This window comes from Paenibacillus sp. FSL W7-1088, from assembly GCF_037969855.1.
In the GTDB taxonomy this organism is placed as follows: domain Bacteria; phylum Bacillota; class Bacilli; order Paenibacillales; family Paenibacillaceae; genus Paenibacillus.
Genome location: NZ_CP150216.1, coordinates 284,972 through 310,473 on the forward strand (window position 1 = coordinate 284,972; position 25,502 = coordinate 310,473).

The following is a 25,502-nucleotide window of genomic DNA, read 5'->3' on the forward strand; positions in this document are numbered from 1 at the left end:
AGACCGAATAACAGGAGGAAACCCAAATGACAAATTTAAATTTTCCAAAAGATTTCTTATGGGGCGGGGCGCTTTCAGCCTGTCAGGCAGAAGGAGCTTACAATGTGGATGGCAAGAGCCTGACCATACCGGAAGTGATGAAGTTTAACGAGAAGAACGATCGCAAGGTGACCAAGCAGATCCGAATCAATCGGGAGATGATCGAGGAAGCGAAAAATGACCCTGATACCGTAAAATATCCGAAGCGCCGGGGCATCGACTTTTACCATACGTTTAGAGAGGACCTTGCGCTATTCGCTGAAATGGGCTTCAAGGTATTCCGCTATTCCATCTCATGGGCCAGAGTATTCCCGAACGGGGATGACGCGGCTCCGAACGAGAAGGCACTTCAGTTCTACGACCAAGTGATTGATGAGTGTCTGAAGCATGGCATGGAGCCTCTGATTACGATCAGTCATTTTGATATGCCCATCGTGTTAATTGACAAGTTTGGTGGATGGTTCAACCGCAAGCTGATTGATTTGTATGTGAATTACTGTGATGTGCTGTTTAATCGGTACAAAGGGAAAGTGAAGTATTGGATCACATTTAACGAGATCAACATGAGTGTAAAAGCAGGAGCCAAGACGCTGGGCATTATTGAATATGACAAGCCGAATTTTGAAGAGATGTTATTCCAGGGTCTGCACCACCAATTTGTGGCGGCATCCAGAGCGACCAAGATGGCACACGAGATCGATCCGGAGAATAAAATCGGAAGTATGGTGGCCTATTTTACAACGTATCCATATACGTGCAAGCCGGAGGATGCGCTCCAAATGCAGCAGGATGATCAGATGAAAAACCAGTTCTTCCTGGATGTATTGAATCAAGGGGAATATCCGTACTATGGCAAGACTTATTTCAAAAATAAAGGCATTACCATCAACATCGAAGACGGTGACCTCGATAGCATTCGGGCGAACACGGCTGATTTCGTTGGCATGTCGTATTACAATTCCATGATCTCCAGCAGTGATACCGAACAGCTTGAATTAACGGCCGGGAATGTACACAGCGTCTACAAAAACCCCCATTTGCCTGCAAACGAATGGGGCTGGCAGATCGACCCGGTGGGACTGCGGTATACGCTTAATCTGGTCTATGACCGCTATAAAAAGCCTGTATTTATTCTTGAGAACAGCTCGGGCTTCTACGACAAGTTGAATGAGGATGGAAGCGTCAACGATCCTTATCGAATTGACTTTCTGAGCAAACACATTGAACAGATGGGGCTGGCCATAGCCGATGGTGTAGAGGTGCTGGGATACACGATGTGGGGACCGATCGACATGATCAGTTCGGGTACTTCCGAGATGAGTAAACGTTACGGGTTCATCTATGTCGATCAGGACGACTATGGCAATGGTTCAATGAAAAGATATCGTAAAGATTCGTTCTTCTGGTATCAGAATGTGATCCAAACCAATGGAGAGCAGCTGTAAGCCAAGATGAATATTCTGGGGCGTGTCAAAAAAATTCCTGGCGGCTTGCTAATTGTCCCTATGCTGCTAGCTGCTGTCATCAACACCCTGTTTCCGGCCTTCTTTCAGCTCGGTGATCCAACAACGGCACTGTTCACCTCAAAAGGCACGATGGTGCTCATTGGCATGATCCTGCTGGTGTCCGGAACACAATTGAACCTGTCCCAGCTACTGACGACCTTGAAGAGAGCAGGTGTGCTCTGCATTTCCCGCCTAATCATCAGCTGTATATTCGGCTGGGCGTTTGTACATTTTTTTGGCATAGGTGGGATTGGTGGTGTCTCTGCGGTAGCATTCATAGCCGTTCTGACCAGCTGCAATCCGGGCCTATATCTGGCATTGATGAATTCCTATGGCGATGATGTAGATCGAGCTGCATTTGGCATTTTGAATCTGATTGCTGTTCCCGTCATTCCGGTCATGATATTGAATTCGGCAAGTGGTGTCGGGATTGATTATCTCAGTGTTCTTGCTACACTGGTGCCTTTTCTGATTGGTATTCTGTTGGGTAATCTGGACAGCAATATTCAGAAGATGTTCGCTCCGGGAACATTGATTCTGCTGCCTTTTCTTGGTACAAGCTTTGGGTCTAATATTAATTTGCGCATTGCATTTCAGTCGAGCTTATCCGGCTTGCTGGTAACTGTGCTGTTTCTGATCATCTGTATGCTGCCTCTCATCGGAATTGATCGTGGGTTGCTCAAACGTCCGGGTTATGCAGCGGCAGCGACTTGTTCGGTTGCTGGTCTGTCAATGGTAGTACCCTCGATGGCCGCCGGATTTAACCCGGCATATGAACCTTACGTGGAGACGGCGATTGCCCAGATTGCTTTTGCGGTTATTCTGACCTCCATTCTGGTTCCGTATATGGTTAGAAGGTTGGCTCAACCTGATACTGCCATGGATTCTGAAAAATAAAACAAAACGACCAGCACGTTTGCCATTTTGAATGGAACAGCGTGCGGGTTTTGAATTATGTATATCTATTGGTTCTGGGACTCAATCTGTATCAATTTAGTCTCAACTTCGCTAGTTTAGGTTGTAGGATCTAGGACCTTCGATATATGATGTCGAAAGATGCCAGTTAATGGCTGGTATCTATTAACATGAAGGAGGTGTACGTTATGAAAAAATCAAGCAAAGTCATTTCTTCCACAGTTATTGCTGCCATTGCAGCTATATCCGTTGTAACTTCTGCTTCTGCAGCAAGTGCTTCTGCGGTAAATCCGGTGGGGGCTTCTCTCTCAGCTATTGATCTGAGCAGCATGGATATCGAAACAGCTTTGTTGATGGTTCAGCAAGAACGCACGAAATTGCTGGATAGCCAATTGCAGACACAGATTCAACAAGTTCAAAATCGCAATCAAGCGATTGCAGAGCTGAACGAACAATTGCAAGCGGCCATTCAGAGCGGGGATGCTTCCCAAGTCCAAGTTCTGAAGGGCCAAATCGATGCGTTGAGCAACTCACAACAAATGGATATGCTGCGTTTGCAGTCTATGACTAACAAACGCAATGAAGCTTTTGATGTGATGACTAACTTCATCAAGAAAATGCAGGATTCAAGATCGTCCATCATCGGAAACATGCGCTAGGATTGTAAAAAAGAGCGAAGACGGAATTCATTTCCGACACTTCGCTCTTTTTGTATTCTACTATTTACAAGGTTACGCATGTTGCATCAACCCAGTCTGGAGTTAACCCGACCAGTCGCGGCGCCGGGTGAACAGATCCTTCAGCTCATCCGTCGACAGCTCGGTAATCCAGTTTTCTGAGCTGGTGATAATATTGTCGCTAAGCTGTTGTTTACTCTCCAGCATCTCGTCAATGCGTTCTTCAAGCGTGCCCAGGGAGATGAACTTGTGTACTTGAACATCCTTCGTCTGTCCCATCCGATAGGCACGGTCTGTAGCCTGATTTTCCACGGCAGGGTTCCACCAGCGGTCAAAGTGGAATACATGATTCGCTGCGGTCAGGTTCAAGCCCACGCCGCCTGCTTTGATGGACAGAATAAAGACCGAAGGCTGCTCTGCGGCAGGCAGCGTCCGGGACTGAAACTCGTCAATCATGCGATCCCTGGCTGTCTTGGACGTACCCCCATGCAGATACAGTACAGGCTCCTGCAACTCTTGTCTTAACACCTGCTGCAGCATCTGTCCCATGCCGATGTATTGTGTGAAAATCAGGCAACGTTCGCCCTCATCCCGTAGTTCACGGACCAGTTCCATCAGTCGTTCCAGCTTTGCGGAGCGGCTGATCAGCATGGCCATGTCCTGCGGACTGTACAGGTCATACTCTGTTACAGAGCCTTCCGAGGAGATCGTTTCCGGCAAGGCTTCTTTAGTCAGCAGCAGGGGATGATCACACAACTGCTTGAGCTGGGTTAAGGCAGAGAGAATCGCACCTTTGCGCTTGATGCCTTCCAGCTCTTTCATCTTGTCCATCAGTTCCTGAACGGACTGATCATACAGTGCACTTTGTTCACCCGTAAGGTGAATGTAAGTTTTCATTTCATTTTTGTCCGGCAGATCGAGTTGAATATTCGGATCTTTTTTCTTGCGGCGCAGCATGAATGGCTTCACTAACTGCTGCAAATCCTGCATGCGCTGCTCGTCCTTATCCTTCTCGATCGCACTGATAAAGCGAGTCTGGAATGCTCGTGCGCTGCCCAGATAGCCTGGATTAATAAAATCATAGATGGACCACAGCTCGGACAGCCGATTTTCAATCGGCGTACCCGTCAGTGCAATACGGTGTTTTGCCGGGAAGCTGCGTACCGCCATGGACTGCTTCGTTTGGGCATTTTTAATATTTTGCGCTTCATCCAGACAGATCGATGCCCACGTATAGGACTGTAACATCTCCTGATCGAGAGTAGCTGTTGCATACGAGGTAATGATAATATCCACCTGTTCAGTTTGTTCCCGGAACGCTTCTCCGCTCAGTCTTCGTGCTCCGTAGTGCAAACTGACGTTAATTGAAGGCGCGAAGCGACTGATTTCCTTTTGCCAGTTCCCCAATACGGAAGTGGGGCAGACGAGAAGGGCCGGGGCCTGCCCAGGCAAGCGCTGCTCATGCTCTTTGAGATGAAGTAAATACGTAATGAACTGTATCGTTTTTCCCAGTCCCATGTCATCCGCAAGACAAGCACCGAGACCGAATCTACGCAGGAATCCAAGCCAAGCGAAACCTTCCTTTTGATAAGAACGCAGCTCAGCATGCAACCCTTCCGGAATAGGCAGGGAAGGAGCGCCGCCTTGCCCTCCGCCAAGCTGTGCGATTATCCGGTTCAGGTGTTCGTTCAGTTCCACCTCAAGTCGAATGTTCTCGTTGGATTGTGGCTGTTCTTCTTCCTCTTCCTGTCCTTCCTTGCGTTTCTGGTTGCGATATTCCCGCTGCTCATTATGAAGTAGATGCAGGTGCAGAATATCCTGAAAAGACAGCCCCTGTTCCTGATCCACACCGCCCATGGCCCGGCGGATCTGCTCAAGCAAGGCCGGATCAAGGGGAACCCATTCTCCACGGAAGCGGACCAGCCGTTCATTACGGGCCACGAGGTCAGCGAATTCTTCCTCACTGAGATCCGTATCCCCAATCGCAATACGCCAGTCAAAATGAATGATCGAGTCCAGTCCAAAGAACGACTGTCCCCGTTCACTGCCTTCCTCCGGTTTCACCTTGGCACGCAGCTTGGGTTTCTTCTTGCGTGCAGCTTCCCACCAACCCGGAAGCAGCACTTGCCACCCGGCCTCGAGCAGTCGTCCGCTGTCTTGCGTCAGGAACAGCCAAGCATCCTGATCTCCCAATGGATCACTGAGCACATCCCGGCTGCCGCTGATAGCGCGGCGAATTCGGGGCAGATGTGCACGCAGCTGCTCCAGCCATCCTGCGGAACGATCAAGGATGAACGGCGTCCATACGTCCGGCCATTCACCTTCCAACCGGCCACGTGAATCCAGGCGTACGGGAACCAGAACAGCTGCATCCAGTTTGTTCTGCAATACCAGCCGTAGTCGCCATGCTGGTTCATCATCTTCCGGCTCCAGCAATTGCAGGAGCGGACGGAATGGGGCTGCGTCTGCTTTCCAGCCGATGGACACGAGCCAGGATTGGGCATCCATGCCGGCCGTTTGCGGAGCTGTTCCGCTTTGTGGAAACAACTGCGGGAACTCGCGCCGCAGATCGGTGGCCGCTTCCTCCGTACTGTACCATCGTTGGAACACGGAAGCCGAATAGGCAGCACTCAGTCCTTCGGCGTAGCTCTCATCCGTTTGTTCCAGGGCTTTGCCAAGAGCGGTTCGATCCTGCTTTTTCAAGCTGTCGGGGTCCCAGGTCCATTGCAGTTGTCCGGTACGAAATGCGGTGAAGCTGGGGATGTATTTACGATTCTCAATCGATGCTGCAAGTACCGGGGCCAACCGGATTAAATGCTCTGCCTGCTCGTCCCATTTCCATTCAATGTGCAGAAGGGTGTTCATTTCGCTGAAGAAAGGAATCACTTCTTCCGCAGGCAGGACGACGAGTTCAATTTCTTCGATCTGTCTTGTTTCCAGTTCTGTTCCGTAGAAGGAAGGGGCATGCCATGCAAATAATCGCTGCTTGAGCGATTGTCCCGATACAAAGTGATGGGTGTTCAACGCTCCATAGAACAAAGCATCCCCGTATCCTGTCAATGCAACATGGACCTCAATCGTTTCGGTGTAAGGGTGCATTAGGCTCATGAGATCAACTTACCTTTCCGAAGCTCTTCCTGCAGGGCGCGCAGTCGGCTGTTGCGGACAGCCAATGTGGTGATAAACTGCTCCCAATGCTCTTCCTGCTTCAATTTTTTATAAATTTTGGACAGACGCTTCAACAGTTTCACTGCTGCTTTGTATCCGTCCCTGTTTTTGTGTCCGATATAACGATCCACAGCCTGATGGTAGAAAGGCAATAGCAACTCGGGTGCATCCTTTTCAATCGGCTGTAGCACCGCTACCCGGAATTCAAGCGGCTCCGTCTCCGTGCTCAGTTGAAAATCAATCCACCGCCGCCACTGTCCCCGGGAATGCATTGCTTCCTCATAAGCCGGACGGGAATGAGGAAGCATGCTGACCAATGTGTCCCACATGCGGTGCTCTACATCAGGCAGATGATGAATGGCTGTGTCCCACAACTGCATGTAATCATTCAAAGGGGAGTTCCGTCGGTTCGCCAGCAAAGGTCCGAGCTGCACTAACCACTCGCTCAGCCGCTTCCAGTCGGAAGAATCTGCAAGAACGTGAAGAAAATGCAGCAGATGCTCCGGCGGGATGCCATATGCCGAGCTTCCGCTGATTAATCGCTGCCAAGCCTGTTCATCTTGCCCCAAATGGAAATACATCCAGCTCTGCGCCAATACCAGCGGTAAGGGCAGCGTGACAGATTTAATCGGCCCACGGCTCCCGTTTTCCGTCAGATTTGCTACACTCAGCACGCTCTCACCAGGTTTGACGGGTTTGGACGCAGCAGCCAGGCCATTCTCTATTTCCTGTAGAAATGCCAGCTCTGACTCCAGCGTTTCCCGGTTCCCCTGAAGATTTGGCACGATCCAGTTTAACCAAAGCTCCCGATAAATCGGGGTGAAGAACATCATGCTGGACGTCTCGGAGATCATCTGCGTACGCAGGTAAGCCGAGGTTTCCTCAAGCCTGTTCCAAAGTTGTTCAAGCCTCGTGCCCTTCAGACCAGAGAGTTCCAACGGACGGCTAAAGATCTGTTCCAGCCCTTTCTGGAGCGCATCCACGGCAAGTTGAGCAGGATAGCTCAGATACACCGGTGTATGTGTGATTGAATTGCGGCCAGGCACACAGAAGCGAATCAGGTATAACTGAACATGCAGCTCAAATAACTGGTCCATGCCAGCGGACAACTTAGGTTTGATGGAATAGAGCTCGTCCGCTGCGGCCTGCACGTATGATGTACTTGGCGTGCCTATCCCGAGTCGTTTCAGGCATGCTCGAAACAGCTCATGCCACTCCGTGATTTCAAGTTCTGCAAGTTCCGTTGCACGTTCCTTGATCTGGCTATACTGGTTATCAGGGATAGTGAGATCCTCTTCGTGCGCTGCGTAATCCGAACGTCCAGAAGGCGCAATAGCAGCAGGTTTTGGAGCCTGTTTCAGTGCCGTACTGGAGTGGGCGTTCACAATGCCATGTACGGGTCGGCCCAGTTGCTCCGCATAACTCATTAGAACCGCTATCATATGTTTGCAATGAGAACCAACCGGACAGGTACAGTGACTGGTGTTCAACGATTGCAAACTCAGCGTTACCTCATAATCATCGGAGCCTTGTACTTTAGCCAAAATTCCGTTTTGTTCGGTGTAGGTTAATGGGCCGACACGTTTCTGTTTATAATATTGGAATCCACGCATAATCGTCAGGTTGTTAAAATATTCAGCGACCTGCCTGATCAGCTGTTGCCACTGCGCATCATCCATGTTCATGTCATTAGGTATGTTCATCATTCCATCTCCTGGGGAAATCATAGGTTCAGTAATCACCACGTCTTGACGTAATGGTGTTCATTTTATGTATCCATCATATCAGTTATCGTGTGCTCCGTGCATCGGTTCTGAGAACTTGGACCATGCATAATAGGCTCGTCTTGTGTATGCTTAGCGTATGTATTCCTTTCAGGAACGATGCAGGCCGGGATTCGGCTTAATTTCAAACAACAGGAGAGTGCATAATGAAAATACTTACGTTAAATACACACGCTTGGGCAGAAGAAGACCAACTGAACAAGATCAGTCAGCTGGCTGATTTTATCAATACACATCAATTTGATGTCATCTCCATGCAGGAGGTCAACCAATCCATGCATGAAACAGCGCTGTCCGCGGAGGAACTGAAACATTACTTTGCCACGGAATTGGATGCTGTGATCAAAAAAGACAACTACGCCTACGTTCTGCTTACGCAACTGACCGAAACCTATTACTGGACATGGATTCCGACTCATATCGGTTTCCAAAAATACGATGAAGGGCTGGCCATCCTGAGCCGGACGCCAATTACACAGGCTTTTGGTGAATATGTATCCCATATGCGAGATTACGACAACTACCGGACACGCAAAATTATGGGTATACAGACGGCCGTCCAAGGTGAAGCAACCTGGTTTGTAAATGGACACTATAACTGGTGGGATGATGAACAAGAGCCTTTCAAGGGACAGTGGGAACTAACCGAGAGCAAGCTTGCTCCATATATGGACCAGCCGCTGTATATTATGGGTGATTTCAATAATGTCGCGGAAGTACGTGGGGAAGGCTACGATTATATGATGAGCAAGGGCTGGAATGACCTGTATACGACGGCTGAGCAAAAGGATGACGGTGCAACCGTGGTCAAAGCCATTGCCGGCTGGGCGGATAACAAACGCGATCTGCGTATTGATTATATTTTCTCGAATCGTCCGGTACAGGCGAAGTCTTCGACGGTAGTTCTCAACGGAAAGAACGGCCCTGTGGTCTCTGACCATTACGGCGTAGCTGTGGAAATTTAACACTTGGTCATCCTTGTACACATTGTTATAGTGCCAGCCACATCTGTATATGAAGAAACCGAGAAGCTATTCATTAAATTTGACATCTTCGGATAATTTTAATTTACATGAGACGGACTACAACGATGTAGTCCGTTGTTTTGTCTTATCGTCAGACTGACAATACAATTATTTATTTGTAAGCGCAAACAAAAACCTGTAGCCACCGGGAAGCAGGTCAGTTATACTTGGTTTATTATTCGGCTGTTCCAACGATAAACGAGGTTCTTCAACGTTAGCCAAAAAGGGATTTTCTCACAAAGGTTAAGCGCTATACCTATATAATCCATCGGGAAAGGAATGTGGGCATTCAATGACAACGTATTTCAGTGAACCGCAGAGCATGTATTATCGATTCGGAGAAGATCAGGATCAGGTGCTGAAGGTGCTGGCTGAGAGGTATATAGGCGCCAATGCGCAGGCTGGTTTTGTATATCGGGTATTTCAGAAGTCTGGTATTTTGCAAAATGAGAAGGGTCTGTATGATCTGAATTTGAGTAAACGTTTCCCTGATGCACATAAAGGGCAGACTTCCTATGCCGCAGCGCTGGTCTGGGGAGATGAAGATCGAAATCTGGATGTGCTGGTCCGCTGTTATGGACCGGTTCGCTTCTATTTTAACGAGCAATTGGTATATCGCTCCACGGTCATGGATGAGATCAACCTGGACGCGACTATAAAGCTGGGAATCGACATAAAGCCGGGATGGAATACGTTGCTCCTGGAGATGAAGTATACACCTGCGGGATTTGGATGCCAGTTTGGCTCGGACGAGGGGAAAGTACGAATTCTGAATGTGCTTGCTCCTTTCCAGGAGAGACAGGGACAGGCCGGATGGGTATATTCCAAACCTGTGAGTTCGGAGGACAGTCATCCGGAATGGAATCTGCTCGGGTCAGAAGAGGATCACAGACTGGAGTGGCTGCCTGATGCGCTGTGGTCAGAGGAAAAGCAGATGCAACCGTCTTTGGAGAGAATGTACGGACATCTTCCTGGTCAGCAAGTCTATGCGTGGACACGGTTGATGAACAGGGATTTAAGCGATGGTCCAATCCGTTTGTCTGGTCAATCTTCCGGGCCGCTGACTATATGGATGAACGGCGTATCGGCAGTGCAATTAAAGGAAGCGGGTCCATTCGAGGTGAACATACCCGCATCTTTTGGACGGAACGACCTGTTGGTTCGCAGTGAATGTAGTGATACGGATGAGCCATGGAGTTTTGTGATAAACGCAACGGTGAATGGAGAGCAACTGGAGATGGAGCTTCCCCAACGTGTGCACGGAGCTTCTGGAGAGTCGTGGCTATATCTTGGACCTTTTGCATCGGAGGACGTCGAACCTGATTTGCAGGATCTAATGCGTATAGATCGAGTCTATAAAGGACGGAAGGAACGCATATATTGGCGATTGGACAGACCGGATGCGTGGATACGTCCATATTATGAAAATGCAATGCTCAGTAACAAATGGACAGTAGGCAGTGTAACCAACTATGGTCGCTGGGACTATCCTTTAGGTGTCACCGTGTATGGTTTGTTGCAGACTGGACGTTATTTGCAGCGACCTGACATTACACGTTATGCGTCAGAACACGTGCAGTTGTGTACCCGTATGGATGAATACTCATTATGGGATCGGGAGCAGTACGGTTTTCCGGCAATTAACCAGCAGCTGGTTATGATGAAAATGCTGGATAACTGTGGCTCTTTTGGCTCCGCAATGCTGGAGGCCTACTCCGAATGTCAGGAGCCGACGTTCTTGCCGATTGCCGAACGAATTGCAGATTTTATGCTGACTCGGTTGGAGCGACAGGAGGACGGTGCATTTTACCGCGAGTGTATCGGTGAGTTTGCCGAGAATACGATGTGGGCCGACGACCTTTATATGAGCACTCCGTTTCTTGTGCGGTATGCCCGACTGAAGGGGAATAATTCAGCACTGGACGAAGCAGCCAGACAATTTTTATTGTATCGGAAGTATCTGTTCATGCCTGAATTCAAGATCATGTCCCACGTATTCGATTTCAAATATGGACAGGCGACACAGATTCCGTGGGGACGGGGAAATGGTTGGACGCTCTTTTCACTGTCTGAGGTATTGGAAGCTTTGCCAGCAGAGCACCCGGATCGCCCGGCTTTAATTGGCTTCTTTAATGAAATATGTGAAGGATATGCAGCTCTGCAAGGAGAGGGCGGATTGTGGCATCAGGTATTGAATGATTCGGAAACATACCAGGAAGCCTCCTGTACAGCGATGTTTGCATATGGTTTTGCACGGGGAGTGCGGTTTGGCTGGTTAAATCAACCTGCACGTTACTTTGAAGCAGCTGAACGGGCCTGGAGCGGATTAACCCGTAAAGCGATTGACCGTCAGGGCAATGTACATGGTGTATGCAGTGGGTCGAGATATGCCTTTACCGCAGAATATTACAATAAAGACCTGCTCACAGTAACGAATGACAATCACGGTATTGGCATTATGATGCTGGCAGGAACCGAAGTAGCGAAGATGAAGAAACATCTGGCCCAGCCTAAGGTGTCATCAACTGTTGTGACGCAATCCTGAAAGTGTCAGTAAAACCACAGGATACCTTGATCGAAATCTTACATGGTATCTACTTTAACGTTTCAATGCAGACGTCAGGATGACTACCGTTGAGATGGAGCGAGGCACAGTGCGCCGCACGAAGAATGCTGTATATATGAATAACCACCAGGTGCATCAATTCTGGTGGTTATTTAATCACTGGATTATCGATGACAATTGAATGGACACTTGTCCCAACCCCTTACTTTTTTGACAGGAAAGCTTACTTTTGTTTATGTCATGAGCAGCCATAGGCCGTTACAATAGTTTTTGTAAGCGATTCCATAAAAGCAAAAGGGGAGGAAATTCATTCATGTTGAATACCAAAAAGTGGGTAACCTTGTTCTGCCTATCCCTGTTAATGTTTGCTACAGCCTGTTCCGGAGGATCATCAGCCCCGTCTGCTTCAACCAATGAAGGAGAAGAAGGAGACACTTCCGGCAAAATTGAACTTCGTATGACCTGGTGGGGATCACAGACTCGCCACGATCTCACGACCAAAGTGATTAAGCTGTTTGAAGAGAAGCACCCTGGCATTACCATTAAGCCGGAATATTCCGGTTGGGACGGATACTTTGACAAGCTGACTACACAGGTAGCCGGTTCAAATGCACCGGATATCATACAGATGGATTACGCTTTTCTAACCGACTTTGCCCGGCGTGGTGCATTGCTTGACCTGACCCCATATGCAGAGAGCAAAGAGCTGCGCACAGAAGACCATGACAAGAGCATGCTCAAAGCCGGATCGATTGACGATAAATTATACGCCATTACATTGGGTGTAAATGCGCCAGGTGTCATCTATGATGCCACCGTATTCCAGGAGCTCGGGATCGAGGAGCCGCAGGAAAGCTGGACGTGGAAGGATTTTAGCGACATAGCGGCCAAGATTGCAGCAGAGAAAGGTGACGGTTTCTACGGTTCGGCGGATGTATCAGGAACCACGAACATGTTTGAGGTATTTATCCGGCAAACAGGCAAGGGACTATTTGATGGCGGGACGTTGACAGCTACCAGCGAGGAGCTCCAGCAATGGTTTGACATGTGGGGGGCGCTTCGTGAGAACGGGGGGGCAACCTCTGCGGAAGTGACGGCATCCACTACGAATGCACTGGAGACACGCCCGATCTCGCTTGGTACAGCCGCCATGGACTTTGCCTGGTCTAATCAATTGCTGACGTTCCAGCAGGTGAACAAAAACCAGGATCATAAGCTTGGGATACAAGTGCTTCCGCACGGTGTGGGTGAAAAGCAAATCGGTGAATACCTGAAAGCAGGTCAGTTCCTGTCCGGTTATGCCAAAACAAAACATCCGAAGGAAGTGGCGATGTTTATCGACTTCATGGTCAATGATCCCGAAGCTACCGCCATTCTCGGCTCGGAGCGCGGCGTACCCGTCAATGCCAGCATCCGTGAGAAGATGCAGCCTACGCTACCAGAAGCGGAGCAAGCCATCTTCCAATTTATCGATGTGGTATCGAAAAACTCCAGTGAAATTGATCCGCCATACCCACAAGGATTTTCCGAAGTGGATACCAGCTTCAAGAGTGCAAGCGAGCAGATCGCCTTCGGTCAAGGCAATACACCGGATGTGATTGCCCAGTTCATTGAAGGGGCCAAGGCGACACTTGCATCAAGTCAATAACACTTGAATGGTTCCAGACTTCATATTCCGCGGGGAGGTTGCGAAGATGAGTACAACACAGATCAGTCAAGCACGAACCGAGCGTGTAACAGCCCGGCGGGTGAAGCGGAGATATGCCCATAATGGAGCAGCGCTTCTGTTTCTGGCCCCATGGCTGGTTGGTTTATTGTTTCTGACACTTGGGCCGATGCTCGTTTCCTTATACATTTCGTTCACCGACTACAGTATCCTGGCCGCCCCTTCCTGGGTCGGTCTGGATAACTACACCACGATGTTTACATCGGATAAACTGTTTATCCAATCGCTCAAAGTCACATTTACGTATGTCGCTGTCTCCGTACCGATCAAGCTGATTTTTGCCCTGCTGGTGGCGATGCTGTTGAACAAAGGCATTCGTGGGCTCGGCATTTACCGTACGGTGTATTACATCCCAACCCTGCTTGGGGGCAGTGTCGCAATTGCGATGCTGTGGCGCAAAATGCTGGGCGGTGACGGACTGCTTAATGGGGTACTTGCCATGATCGGCATTAAGGCACCCGATTGGGTCGCCAACCCGAAATATGCCCTGTATTCAATCGTACTGCTGTCCGTATGGCAGTTCGGATCGTCGATGATTATTTTCCTGGCAGGCTTGAAACAGATTCCACCTGAGTATGACGAAGCTTCCTCGGTAGATGGAGCAGGACCGCTCCGGAGATTCTTTTATATCACACTGCCGATTCTGTCACCGGTGATCTTTTTCAATCTCGTGATGCAGCTGATTACCTCCTTCCAGTCATTTACTCAGGCTTTTGTCATCAGTAACGGCAGCGGGGGGCCAGTCAATTCAACTTTAATGTACTCTTTATACCTGTACAAAAAAGGGTTCTCGTTCTTCCAGATGGGTTATGCGTCCGCGATGGCCTGGGTGCTGGTGATCCTGATCGGTGTCTTTACATTGCTGGTATTCCGCAGCAGCAAGCTGTGGGTGCACTATGAGGATGGTGGAAAATCATGATTGGACAACGAAATGCTGCTACGTGGGTAGTCGCCAAACATGTACTGATCTCGGTTATTGCCTTTGTCATGCTGTATCCGGTGCTCTGGATGCTGGGCAGTTCATTCAAACCGGGACATATGATTTTCACCGAGACTTGGTTTTGGCCGCGAGAATGGAACTGGCAAAATTACATCAATGGCTGGACGGGCATTCAGGGCAATCCCTTCTCCCGTTTTCTGACCAACTCCGTCGTCCTGTCGCTGGGCGCTGTGCTTGGCAATGTCATCTCTTGCTCGATGGCGGCATATGCCTTTGCCAGATTGAATTTTCGGTTCAAAGCGATTTGCTTTGGCTTAATGCTAATGACGATCATGCTGCCGCACCATGTGACGCTGATCCCTCAATATATTCTGTTTAACCATCTGGAATGGGTGAATACGTATCTGCCGCTGGTGGTGCCGAAATGGCTGGCGACCGATGCCTTCTTCATTTTCCTGATGGTCCAGTTCTTCCGGGGATTGCCCAAAGAGCTGGATGAAGCGGCGACGATTGATGGATGTGGTCCTGTACGAATTTACACCAGAATTATCATTCCGCTGGCCTTTCCGGCGCTGGTGACGACGATGATCTTTACCTTTTTGTGGACATGGGATGACTTCTTCAGTCAGTTGATCTATCTGAGTGATGTCAGCAAATACACGGTGCCGCTGGGCTTACGCCTGTTCCTCGATTCCAGTTCTCAATCGGATTGGGGACCGATGTTTGCAATGTCAGTGCTGTCACTGGTGCCTTGTTTTATCGTATTTATCGTGTGTCAAAAGTATTTCGTGGAAGGAATCGCGACCTCTGGGCTCAAAGGGTAATTCCAAGACGAAACGAGTTGATTCCATGCGGAAACGAAGATTATCGTTATTCCTAAATCATAAGCTGCAACAAAGCAAGCTCTCCACGTTGATGGTGACTTGCTTTATTGCGTTTAATCTACTTCTCGTCTCGGTTATTGTTTGGCTGGCATACCAGTCGTTCTCTGCCGTCACGTTTACCGAGATTAGCAAAGCACGACTTGCTCTTCTGAATGAGAGTACACGCCGCGGGTTTGATTTTATTACAGGTGTGACAGGCACGGCTTATTCTTTGGCGAGCAACCGTGAGCTGTCGAGTCTGCTTGAAACGAAAGGAGCGGGAAGGCTGACACAGATCCACCAACGGCGTGAGGTATCCAAAATACTGGATCATACGGTGGTAGTCAGTGAAGGTATTACCTCCGTGGAGCTGTATACGGATGCCTTCAACGGTGTCGCTGTCACGATGGCCGACCGCATTTATCCAGTGGATACGATTGCCGGTGATTCATGGTTTGCTGCACTGGAGCATGCGGATGCGGCTTGGGTACCTCTGCGGGAAAACGAATCAGGCCAATCGCTAATCGGATACGCCCAGCGAATCTTTGACAGCCGGGGTGGTACGGTAGCCTACGTGCTCATCCGCCTGAGTCGCGCCGATATTGTACGTAGATTTGCGGATATGCCGATGGTGCTGGATGGACAGGTACTGTTGGTGGATACCGCAGGTAACGTCGTCATGCAGATGGGCGATGACAATTTAGAGGTGAATTCTGGTGAGGATTTGAGTTCAATTCATGGAGCCTCGGGAATTTTTCCTTCTATTAGTGTATCTGCTAATTTCGCTGCTGCTGGGGAAAGCGAACCAGTCGTCGATCGTGCATGGATTCAGGAGCATGTTGAACATGGGGAGGACGGCTTTGAAGTGGTTTCCGGCAAGCCTGGTGGAGCGCAGCTTGTACTGTATTCAAGACCTGCCATGCTTCAGTGGCGATTGGTACAGACCATCCCTGTTCACACACTATTATCTCCTGTGAGGCAGGCCGGATGGCAGGTCCTTGGAATAGCTGTGCTGGGGTTACTATTTTCGGCGGTACTTGCGTATCTGTTCGTTTGGCGGATTGTTCGTCCTTTACGTCAGCTGATCAAGCGGATGAGGCAATTGGAGAAGGGGGATTTCAATACCCGGGTTCAGCTTTCGTTTACCGAGGAATATGCCCATTTGGCGTATGGATTCAATCATATGGCATCACAATTGACGGAGTTGATGGAGCGGGTCAAAGAAGAGAGCCGAGCGAAGCGTGAAGCACAGACCGGTTTACTGGAGGCGCAAATCAAACCGCATTTTTTGTACAACACACTCGACATGATCCACTGGCGTGCTCTCGATTATGAGGCCAAGGACATCAGCCGCATGATTGTACAACTCAGCAAACTGCTGCGTATCGGATTGAGCGGCGGCAGACTATTCATCCGGGTACGGGATGAGTTGGAGCATGCTCGTTGTTACGTCAGCATTCAGTCAGAGCGTCTTCCGTTCTCTATTGATTATCAGGAACAGATTGATCCGAGAGTGCGAGGCTGTTACATTCCCAAAATCATTTTACAGCCTTTTATCGAGAATGCAGTCATGCATGGGCATCCAAAGGAAGGAAAACTTCGCATACAGGTGGATATGCGCGAATTGGAGGGCATCGATCCACCATCCAAAATCATCATTTGCATAAGAGATAACGGACAGGGCTTGCCTGAGGGCTGGAAGCTGGAGGAGACAACGGGCATTGGGATACGTAATGTACATCAACGCATTCAACTGTATTGTGGCATGGGGTATGGCATTGATATATGCGCAGGTGAATTGGGCGGAGTAGGAGTGACCATTACGCTGCCGCGTATCGAGACGGAAGAACAATTAAACTTATGGCTGGGCGGTGAAAATGAATGAAAAGCATTATGCTCATAGACGATGACCCGCATATTGTAAAAGCATTGACCGACCATATTGATTGGCCATCCATTGGCCTCCGCATTGCAGGAACTGCTTCCAATGGCGTGGATGCACTGGAGATGTTCCAACAGCTGCGCCCCGATCTTGTGATGACGGACGTCTATTTGCCAGGAATGACAGGACTTGAGCTCACGCAGGCGTTGCGGCGGGACCATCCCCATCTGCCGATCATCATTCTTAGTGGATATGACGAATTCGAGAATGCCCGGGCGGCCATGCGTTGGGGCGTGAATCATTTTTTGCTGAAGCCTGCGGAAGTGGAGGAGATTGAGTCTGTTCTGCGTGAGGTGTTACTGGAACAGGATGTGCGTGAGCGGCATGAGCAGCTAGAGCGGACATACAAACAGGAGATTGGACGGGTGGTTCCTTATCTTCGCAAACTATTTCTTCACGAGCTGTTAACCACGCGCTATCGGGAAGAGGAGCTGCCTGCGGAGCGTATGGATTATGTGGGTATTCGCATACCCTCTCAAGTGCGCGCAATAAGTCTACAGTTGTACCGGCCTGCATTTCTAACAAAGATGAAAGAGCGGGACTGGCAGCTATTAAGATATGGGGCAGCAGATATAATTCAGGAGACCGTCAAAGAGCAGACTTCGCAAATAAACGACTGCCAGGTGGAGATCGTGGATTACTCGGATCAGGTGTTTGTGCTGCTTCTATTTGACGAGAGGGACCCGCTAGAGCAATTTGAGTCCATTGTTGAACGGATGATTGATCAGATTTTTACGTACCTCAAGATCGAAATGAGCGCAGGTATTGGAACGTCCAAAGGGCACTTATGCGAAGTGATGGACTCTTATCTGGAGAGCAGGGAGGCGCTGGAGAAAGCAGAGTTTCAGGGCGGGAGTCGTGTATATCGATATGATTCATCTGCTGCTTTAACGCCGAGCGCAACGGATTACTCGCTATTGCTGCGACAATGGAATGAGTCATGGGCAGATATGAGGACTGATCTGGCAGAGGAGATATGGGTTCAGCTTCGCAATCTGTTGGAGGAAGGGGGTGGTGCCAGTATTCAGGATGTGCAAGTTGTGGCCGTGAGCCTGTTCGACACGTTAATTCATAGTTGGAACCGACATTATCCCATGCTGGCACCGCCGCTCGCGATGAGCCATTTTTTGCGGGAAATCCAATCGAAATATGGGCTGCAGGATCTGATATGCTGGATGGATGGTATTATTCGAAACTGGATGGAACAGATACGTAAAGAAATGGGCGAGAAAAAAACCAATAAACTAGTGGAGCAGGTGAAACAGTACGTGGAAATGCATTATGCTGAAGAAATCAGTTTTGAAGCCATTGCCAAGGGACTGTTTGTGCACCCCAAATATTTGAGTCAGCTGTTCAAGAGAGTGACCGGAGAGAACTTTGTGAGTTATGTAAACGGGTATCGGATTCAACGTGCGTTGGAGCTATTACAGTCAGGGCATTACATGGTCTACGAAGTTAGCGAGATGACAGGGTTCCGCAACGCGACGTATTTCAGTCAGGTGTTCAAGATGCTTACGGGCAAGAGTCCGTCTGAGGTGGGGTAGAGCCATGAATAGGATATGCAAAATAAAATAGAATGGAGGGATTATGGCGTATGATCATCGATCAACAGGAGTTTAATGTAAAAGGATTGACCTATTCGATTAGGTCCGCAATTGAAAAGGATGCTGAGGTATTGTCTTCACTTCGTGTACAGATGGATGGAGAAACCGAGTATATGGATCGTGAGCAAGGTGAAGGCTTTATTGATCCAGCTGGATTTGAACACATAATTCGGTCGGACTCGGAAAAAGAGAGAAACCTGTTTCTCGTTACTGTCGTAAAGGAACAAATCGTCGGGTATTCCAGATGTGAAGGAGTTGATCTAAAGCGATTTTCTCATAAGGTTGAATTTGGTGTTTGTGTAGCGAAAGAGTTCTGGGGATACGGGATCGGCGAGAAACTACTCGAACTATCGATAGATTGGGCAGATACGAATGGAATTGAGAAAATGACCTTGAACGTGGTGGGGACGAACGATAAGGCGATGGAGCTTTACAGAAGAATGGGCTTCGAGATAGAGGGAACTTTGAAAAAGGATCGGCGACACGCGGACGGTCGGTATTACGATACAGTTATGATGGGAAGGTTCAGGGGCTGAGGGGAGAAGGGGATGCTGAGAAGTTTGGCTAGCCATACGCCACTCCTTTTTTGTATCAATGAGTATATATTAGAGAACAGATACTAGAGTCACTACGCATCTTTTATGGAGAGAGTAAGTATCTATTCATTGCAGGTTTATTAAAATTTGATTTCATATATTGCTATAGAAGCTATTGGATAATCGATATAAAACTAAGCATCCCTTTAGCTGCTAGTTAGTGTTTCTTCAAAACGAATAGAATATCAGTTTGCTATGAACAGTAACTATTACCCTTTCTCAATAAGTTAATGATAATTAGTATTGTCATATCTATAGAGTGTAGCAGATAGGGTCTGATTTCAAGACTATGACTTAGTATGATATAGAAGGGGAATATAACGGTTCTATTGTTCTCATAAAACGAGGATAGAGAAATATTAATTAAGGGTTGCAATTTATTTTTGTACATGGTATATTCTAATTCCGGCCAAGAAAACACGAGAAACACGGTGCGGCAAGCAAATGAAATAAGCTTCGAAAGAAACTTAAAAAAGAGCTTGCAAAGTTGGTTCGGATGTGATAAGATATAAAAGTTGCTGAGGTGAACAACACACGGCAATGAAACAAGTTTGATCTTTGAAAACTGAACAACGAGTGAGTAAACATTCTGCTTGCAGAGTGAACGCGAAAGTTTGAGACAAGCCTTGGCTTGGATCGACTGGAGCATAAAATGAGATTTTTAATCTCGTCAGTTTCAAAATGAGCTTATCGCTCTTTTCAATACTTTATTGGAGAGTTTGATCCTGGCTCAGGACGAACGCTGGCGGCATGCCTAATACATGCAAGTCGAGCGGACTTGATGAGAAGCTTGCTTCTCTGATGGTTAGCGGCGGACGGGTGAGTAACACGTAGGCAACCTGCCCTCAAGCTTGGGACAACTACCGGAAACGGTAGCTAATACCGAATAGTTGTTTTCTTCTCCTGAAGAGAACTGGAAAGACGGAGCAATCTGTCACTTGGGGATGGGCCTGCGGCGCATTAGCTAGTTGGTGGGGTAACGGCTCACCAAGGCGACGATGCGTAGCCGACCTGAGAGGGTGATCGGCCACACTGGGACTGAGACACGGCCCAGACTCCTACGGGAGGCAGCAGTAGGGAATCTTCCGCAATGGGCGAAAGCCTGACGGAGCAATGCCGCGTGAGTGATGAAGGTTTTCGGATCGTAAAGCTCTGTTGCCAGGGAAGAACGCTTGGGAGAGTAACTGCTCTCAAGGTGACGGTACCTGAGAAGAAAGCCCCGGCTAACTACGTGCCAGCAGCCGCGGTAATACGTAGGGGGCAAGCGTTGTCCGGAATTATTGGGCGTAAAGCGCGCGCAGGCGGTCATTTAAGTCTGGTGTTTAATCCCGGGGCTCAACCCCGGATCGCACTGGAAACTGGGTGACTTGAGTGCAGAAGAGGAGAGTGGAATTCCACGTGTAGCGGTGAAATGCGTAGATATGTGGAGGAACACCAGTGGCGAAGGCGACTCTCTGGGCTGTAACTGACGCTGAGGCGCGAAAGCGTGGGGAGCAAACAGGATTAGATACCCTGGTAGTCCACGCCGTAAACGATGAGTGCTAGGTGTTAGGGGTTTCGATACCCTTGGTGCCGAAGTTAACACATTAAGCACTCCGCCTGGGGAGTACGGTCGCAAGACTGAAACTCAAAGGAATTGACGGGGACCCGCACAAGCAGTGGAGTATGTGGTTTAATTCGAAGCAACGCGAAGAACCTTACCAGGTCTTGACATCCCTCTGACCGGTACAGAGATGTACCTTTCCTTCGGGACAGAGGAGACAGGTGGTGCATGGTTGTCGTCAGCTCGTGTCGTGAGATGTTGGGTTAAGTCCCGCAACGAGCGCAACCCTTGATCTTAGTTGCCAGCACTTCGGGTGGGCACTCTAAGGTGACTGCCGGTGACAAACCGGAGGAAGGTGGGGATGACGTCAAATCATCATGCCCCTTATGACCTGGGCTACACACGTACTACAATGGCCGGTACAACGGGCTGTGAAGCCGCGAGGTGGAACGAATCCTAAAAAGCCGGTCTCAGTTCGGATTGCAGGCTGCAACTCGCCTGCATGAAGTCGGAATTGCTAGTAATCGCGGATCAGCATGCCGCGGTGAATACGTTCCCGGGTCTTGTACACACCGCCCGTCACACCACGAGAGTTTATAACACCCGAAGTCGGTGGGGTAACCGCAAGGAGCCAGCCGCCGAAGGTGGGATAGATGATTGGGGTGAAGTCGTAACAAGGTAGCCGTATCGGAAGGTGCGGCTGGATCACCTCCTTTCTATGGAGAATCGTTTCCCGCGTGGAAACATTCAAATACGCAGCTTAGCTGCAAAAATTACTCACTCGTTGCTCAGTTTTGAGAGCTCAAACTCTCAAACAGCTTGCTTTTGCATGGAGCTTGTTCTTTGAAAACTAGATATCGAAACGAAATTTTGCGATTTAGAACATTCCTTTTTAAGCTGAACTTGTGTTAAAACAAGTTTCAATAAATAGTGAAAACTGCATTGCGATGGTATCGAATGGGAGTGACTTTTGGCTTTGCGTAAGCAAAACAAGGGAAGCGAGCAGTCGAAACCGGAGCAATTATGGTTAAGCTACTAAGAGCACACGGAGGATGCCTAGGCGCTAGGAGCCGATGAAGGACGTGGCGAACAACGAAACTGCCTCGGGGAGCTGTAAGCAAGCTTTGATCCGGGGGTGTCCGAATGGGGAAACCCAGCTGGGGTAATTTCCAGTTACTCATAACTGAATACATAGGTTATGTAGAGGCATACCAGGGGAACTGAAACATCTAAGTACCCTGAGGAAGAGAAAACAATAGTGATTCCGTCAGTAGCGGCGAGCGAACGCGGAGAAGCCCAAACCAGAGAGCTTGCTCTCTGGGGTTGTGGGACATCTCACATGGAGTTACAAAGGAGCCGGTTAAACGAAGAGGTCTGGAAAGGCCCGCCAAAGAAGGTAAAAGCCCTGTAGTTGAAAGTTGGCTCTCTCCGAGATGTATCCCGAGTAGTGCGGGGCACGTGAAACCCCGTATGAATCCGGCAGGACCATCTGCCAAGGCTAAATACTTCCTAGCGACCGATAGTGAAGCAGTACCGTGAGGGAAAGGTGAAAAGCACCCCGGAAGGGGAGTGAAATAGAACCTGAAACCGTGTGCTTACAAAAAGTCAGAGCCCGTTTTAGGGGTGATGGCGTGCCTTTTGTAGAATGAACCGGCGAGTTACGTTCCCGTGCAAGGTTAAGGTGAAGAGCCGGAGCCGCAGCGAAAGCGAGTCTGAATAGGGCGATGTAGTACGTGGACGTAGACCCGAAACCGGGTGATCTACCCCTGTCCAGGGTGAAGGTGCGGTAACACGCACTGGAGGCCCGAACCCACGCACGTTGAAAAGTGCGGGGATGAGGTGGGGGTAGCGGAGAAATTCCAATCGAACTCGGAGATAGCTGGTTCTCCCCGAAATAGCTTTAGGGCTAGCCTCGGAAAACAGAGTCGTGGAGGTAGAGCACTGATTGGGTGCGGGGCCCGCAAGGGTTACCAAGCTCAGTCAAACTCCGAATGCCATAGACTTACTTCCGGGAGTCAGACAGTGAGTGCTAAGATCCATTGTCAAAAGGGAAACAGCCCAGACCATCAGCTAAGGTCCCCAAGTGTGTGTTAAGTGGGAAAGGATGTGGAGTTGCACAGACAACCAGGATGTTGGCTTAGAAGCAGCCACCATTGAAAGAGTGCGTAATAGCTCACTGGTCGAGTGACTCTGCGCCGAAAATGTAACGGGGCTAAACACACCACCGAAGCTATGGCTTGATGCTTGCATCAGGGGTAGGGGAGCGTTGTATAAGGGTTGAAGGTGTACCGTAAGGAGCGCTGGACATTATACAAGTGAGAATGCCGGTATGAGTAACGAAAAGATCAGTGAGAATCTGATCCGCCGAAAGCCTAAGGGTTCCTGAGGAAGGCTCGTCCGCTCAGGGTAAGTCGGGACCTAAGGCGAGGCCGAAAGGCGTAGTCGAAGGACAACAGGTCGAAATTCCTGTACCACCGTAAGCCGTTATGAGCAATGGGGGGACGCAGCAGGGTAGTGACGCGGACTGATGGATGTCCGTCTAAGCAGTGAGGCTGATGTGTAGGCAAATCCGCACATCGTAAGGCTGGGCTGTAATGGGGAGCGAAAATTATAGTAGCGAAGGTCATGATCTCACACTGCCAAGAAAAGCCTCTAGCCAGGTGATGGTGCCCGTACCGCAAACCGACACAGGTAGGCGAGAAGAGAATTCTAAGGCGCGCGGAAGAACTCTCGTTAAGGAACTCGGCAAAATGACCCCGTAACTTCGGGAGAAGGGGTGCCCCGGTAGTGTGAATAGCACGAGGGGGCCGCAGTGAAAAGGCCCAAGCGACTGTTTAGCAAAAACACAGGTCTGTGCGAAGCCGTAAGGCGAAGTATACGGGCTGACGCCTGCCCGGTGCTGGAAGGTTAAGGGGAGCGGTTAGGAGCAATCCGAAGCTGTGAACCGAAGCCCCAGTAAACGGCGGCCGTAACTATAACGGTCCTAAGGTAGCGAAATTCCTTGTCAGGTAAATTCTGACCCGCACGAATGGCGTAACGACTTGGGCGCTGTCTCAACGAGAGATCCGGTGAAATTTTAATACCTGTGAAGATGCAGGTTACCCGCGACAAGACGGAAAGACCCCATGGAGCTTTACTGCAGCTTGATATTGAATTTGGGTACGATCTGTACAGGATAGGTGGGAGCCTTTGAAGCGTGAGCGCCAGCTTGCGTGGAGGCACCGTTGGGATACCACCCTGATCGTATCTAGGTTCTAACCTGGTACCGTAATCCGGTGCGGGGACAGTGTCAGGTGGGCAGTTTGACTGGGGCGGTCGCCTCCTAAAGAGTAACGGAGGCGCCCAAAGGTTCCCTCAGAATGGTTGGAAATCATTCGAAGAGTGCAAAGGCATAAGGGAGCTTGACTGCGAGACCTACAAGTCGAGCAGGGACGAAAGTCGGGCTTAGTGATCCGGTGGTACCGCATGGAAGGGCCATCGCTCAACGGATAAAAGCTACCCTGGGGATAACAGGCTTATCTCCCCCAAGAGTCCACATCGACGGGGAGGTTTGGCACCTCGATGTCGGCTCATCGCATCCTGGGGCTGAAGTAGGTCCCAAGGGTTGGGCTGTTCGCCCATTAAAGCGGTACGCGAGCTGGGTTCAGAACGTCGTGAGACAGTTCGGTCCCTATCTGTCGTGGGCGTAGGAAATTTGAGAGGAGCTGTCCTTAGTACGAGAGGACCGGGATGGACGTACCGCTGGTGTACCAGTTGTTCCGCCAGGAGCACCGCTGGGTAGCTATGTACGGAAGGGATAAGCGCTGAAAGCATCTAAGCGTGAAGCCCCCCTCAAGATGAGATTTCCCAGTATGTAAGACCCCTTGAAGACGACGAGGTAGATAGGCTGGGGGTGGAAGTGCAGCAATGCATGGAGCTGACCAGTACTAATCGGTCGAGGGCTTATCCAAGATATGCAGGTTCTAACTCGCAAAGTTCGTTTCGGATCTAGTTTTCAGAGAATACACTCTGAAATGTAAGCTAAGCTATGCGTTTGGTGGCGATGGCGGAGGGGTTCCACACGTACCCATCCCGAACACGACCGTTAAGCCCTCTAGCGCCGATGGTACTTGGACCGCAGGGTCCTGGGAGAGTAGGACGCCGCCAAGCGAAACCCCTTTGGGGTATTTTTTTTCGATTTTTCATACGGGCCCTTAGCTCAGTTGGTTAGAGCGCACCTCTGATAAGGGTGAGGCCGGTGGTTCGAGTCCACCAGGGCCCATAGTAATACCAGATAGACTAAAATGTATGGGGCCATAGCTCAGCTGGGAGAGCGCCTGCCTTGCAAGCAGGAGGTCAGCGGTTCGATCCCGCTTGGCTCCACCATTCCCTGATAGCTCAGTTGGTAGAGCACTCGACTGTTAATCGAGTTGTCACAGGTTCGAGTCCTGTTCGGGGAGCCATTAAGGCCCGTTGGTCAAGGGGTTAAGACACCTCCCTTTCACGGAGGTAACAGGGGTTCGAATCCCCTACGGGTCATATATACATGGAGGCTTAGCTCAGCTGGGAGAGCATCTGCCTTACAAGCAGAGGGTCGGGGGTTCGATCCCCTCAGCCTCCACCATATAAC

Annotated in this window: 14 protein-coding genes, 5 tRNA genes and 3 rRNA genes; 20 read left to right on the forward strand and 2 right to left on the reverse strand. The window is 49.5% G+C overall.

Translation table 11 applies throughout. The annotated features are described in order from the left end of the window. Positions 1-26: 26 nt before the first annotated feature. The 3 genes from MKY42_RS01315 (at position 27) to MKY42_RS01325 (ending at position 3,118) form a co-directional block, all read left to right on the forward strand. Positions 27-1,484 carry a glycoside hydrolase family 1 protein gene (locus MKY42_RS01315; RefSeq protein WP_179262126.1) on the forward strand — a complete coding sequence of 486 codons (1,458 nt, stop codon included), beginning with the start codon at positions 27-29 and terminating at the stop codon, positions 1,482-1,484. 6 nt (positions 1,485-1,490) lie between these two features. After that, positions 1,491-2,441 (forward strand): 2-keto-3-deoxygluconate permease, encoded by a 951-nt coding sequence (locus MKY42_RS01320; RefSeq protein ID WP_339848147.1) that lies wholly within the window; start codon positions 1,491-1,493, stop codon positions 2,439-2,441. Between the two features lie 206 nt (positions 2,442-2,647). Continuing rightward, positions 2,648-3,118 (forward strand): hypothetical protein, encoded by a 471-nt coding sequence (locus MKY42_RS01325; protein WP_090905116.1) that lies wholly within the window; start codon positions 2,648-2,650, stop codon positions 3,116-3,118. Between the two features lie 102 nt (positions 3,119-3,220). On the opposite strand, the gene MKY42_RS01330 is transcribed toward MKY42_RS01325, so the two are convergent. Together MKY42_RS01330 and MKY42_RS01335 are read right to left on the reverse strand one after the other, a co-directional pair. Then, entirely contained in the window at positions 3,221-6,235 is a 3,015-nt protein-coding gene (locus tag MKY42_RS01330; RefSeq protein WP_339852665.1) for a DEAD/DEAH box helicase, read from the reverse strand. Positions 6,236-6,240: 5 nt separating this feature from the next. Continuing rightward, entirely contained in the window at positions 6,241-8,010 is a 1,770-nt protein-coding gene (locus MKY42_RS01335) for an SWIM zinc finger family protein (protein ID WP_177185931.1), read from the reverse strand. 224 nt (positions 8,011-8,234) lie between these two features. Between MKY42_RS01335 and MKY42_RS01340 the strand changes: the two genes are divergently transcribed. The 17 genes from MKY42_RS01340 to MKY42_RS01420 all read left to right on the forward strand — a co-directional run bounded on the left by MKY42_RS01340 (position 8,235) and on the right by MKY42_RS01420 (position 25,496). Next, the gene (locus MKY42_RS01340; RefSeq protein ID WP_339848149.1) at positions 8,235-9,053 is read left to right on the forward strand and encodes an endonuclease/exonuclease/phosphatase family protein; all 819 of its coding nucleotides are present in this window, start codon (positions 8,235-8,237) and stop codon (positions 9,051-9,053) included. A gap of 352 nt (positions 9,054-9,405) precedes the next feature. Further along, a complete protein-coding gene (locus tag MKY42_RS01345) occupies positions 9,406-11,658 on the forward strand; it encodes a glycoside hydrolase family 88 protein (RefSeq protein ID WP_179262120.1) in 2,253 nt (750 codons plus the stop codon). Positions 11,659-11,737: 79 nt separating this feature from the next. Further along, the gene (locus MKY42_RS01350) at positions 11,738-11,860 is read left to right on the forward strand and encodes a hypothetical protein (RefSeq protein WP_256222540.1); all 123 of its coding nucleotides are present in this window, start codon (positions 11,738-11,740) and stop codon (positions 11,858-11,860) included. Positions 11,861-11,992: 132 nt separating this feature from the next. Next, positions 11,993-13,327, forward strand: coding sequence for a sugar ABC transporter substrate-binding protein (locus MKY42_RS01355; RefSeq protein ID WP_090905126.1), 1,335 nt, complete (start codon positions 11,993-11,995; stop codon positions 13,325-13,327). Between the two features lie 46 nt (positions 13,328-13,373). After that, positions 13,374-14,324 carry a sugar ABC transporter permease gene (locus tag MKY42_RS01360; protein WP_257031684.1) on the forward strand — a complete coding sequence of 317 codons (951 nt, stop codon included), beginning with the start codon at positions 13,374-13,376 and terminating at the stop codon, positions 14,322-14,324. Beyond that, positions 14,321-15,169, forward strand: a complete 849-nt coding sequence (locus MKY42_RS01365; RefSeq protein ID WP_339848153.1) for a carbohydrate ABC transporter permease — start codon at positions 14,321-14,323, stop codon at positions 15,167-15,169. Before MKY42_RS01360 ends, MKY42_RS01365 begins: the two co-directional genes overlap by 4 nt. A 25-nt stretch (positions 15,170-15,194) precedes the next feature. After that, positions 15,195-17,093 carry a histidine kinase gene (locus MKY42_RS01370; protein ID WP_179262116.1) on the forward strand — a complete coding sequence of 633 codons (1,899 nt, stop codon included), beginning with the start codon at positions 15,195-15,197 and terminating at the stop codon, positions 17,091-17,093. Further along, positions 17,090-18,694 (forward strand): response regulator, encoded by a 1,605-nt coding sequence (locus MKY42_RS01375; protein WP_339848155.1) that lies wholly within the window; start codon positions 17,090-17,092, stop codon positions 18,692-18,694. Before MKY42_RS01370 ends, MKY42_RS01375 begins: the two co-directional genes overlap by 4 nt. 50 nt (positions 18,695-18,744) lie before the next feature. Beyond that, positions 18,745-19,290, forward strand: coding sequence for a GNAT family N-acetyltransferase (locus MKY42_RS01380; protein ID WP_179262112.1), 546 nt, complete (start codon positions 18,745-18,747; stop codon positions 19,288-19,290). Between the two features lie 767 nt (positions 19,291-20,057). Further along, positions 20,058-21,609 (forward strand): 16S ribosomal RNA (locus MKY42_RS01385). Positions 21,610-21,918: 309 nt separating this feature from the next. Continuing rightward, a 23S ribosomal RNA gene (locus tag MKY42_RS01390) occupies positions 21,919-24,843 on the forward strand. Between the two features lie 82 nt (positions 24,844-24,925). Then, a 5S ribosomal RNA gene (gene rrf, locus MKY42_RS01395) occupies positions 24,926-25,042 on the forward strand. The 16S, 23S and 5S rRNA genes sit together here with 5 tRNA genes alongside, the layout of an rRNA operon. 38 nt (positions 25,043-25,080) lie before the next feature. Beyond that, positions 25,081-25,154 (forward strand) — tRNA-Ile (locus MKY42_RS01400). A gap of 28 nt (positions 25,155-25,182) precedes the next feature. After that, positions 25,183-25,258 (forward strand) — tRNA-Ala (locus MKY42_RS01405). Position 25,259: 1 nt separating this feature from the next. Then, positions 25,260-25,335: transfer RNA gene (locus MKY42_RS01410), tRNA-Asn, on the forward strand. Between the two features lie 4 nt (positions 25,336-25,339). Beyond that, a tRNA-Glu gene (locus MKY42_RS01415) sits at positions 25,340-25,411 on the forward strand. A gap of 9 nt (positions 25,412-25,420) precedes the next feature. Beyond that, a tRNA-Val gene (locus tag MKY42_RS01420) sits at positions 25,421-25,496 on the forward strand. Positions 25,497-25,502: the final 6 nt, after the last annotated feature.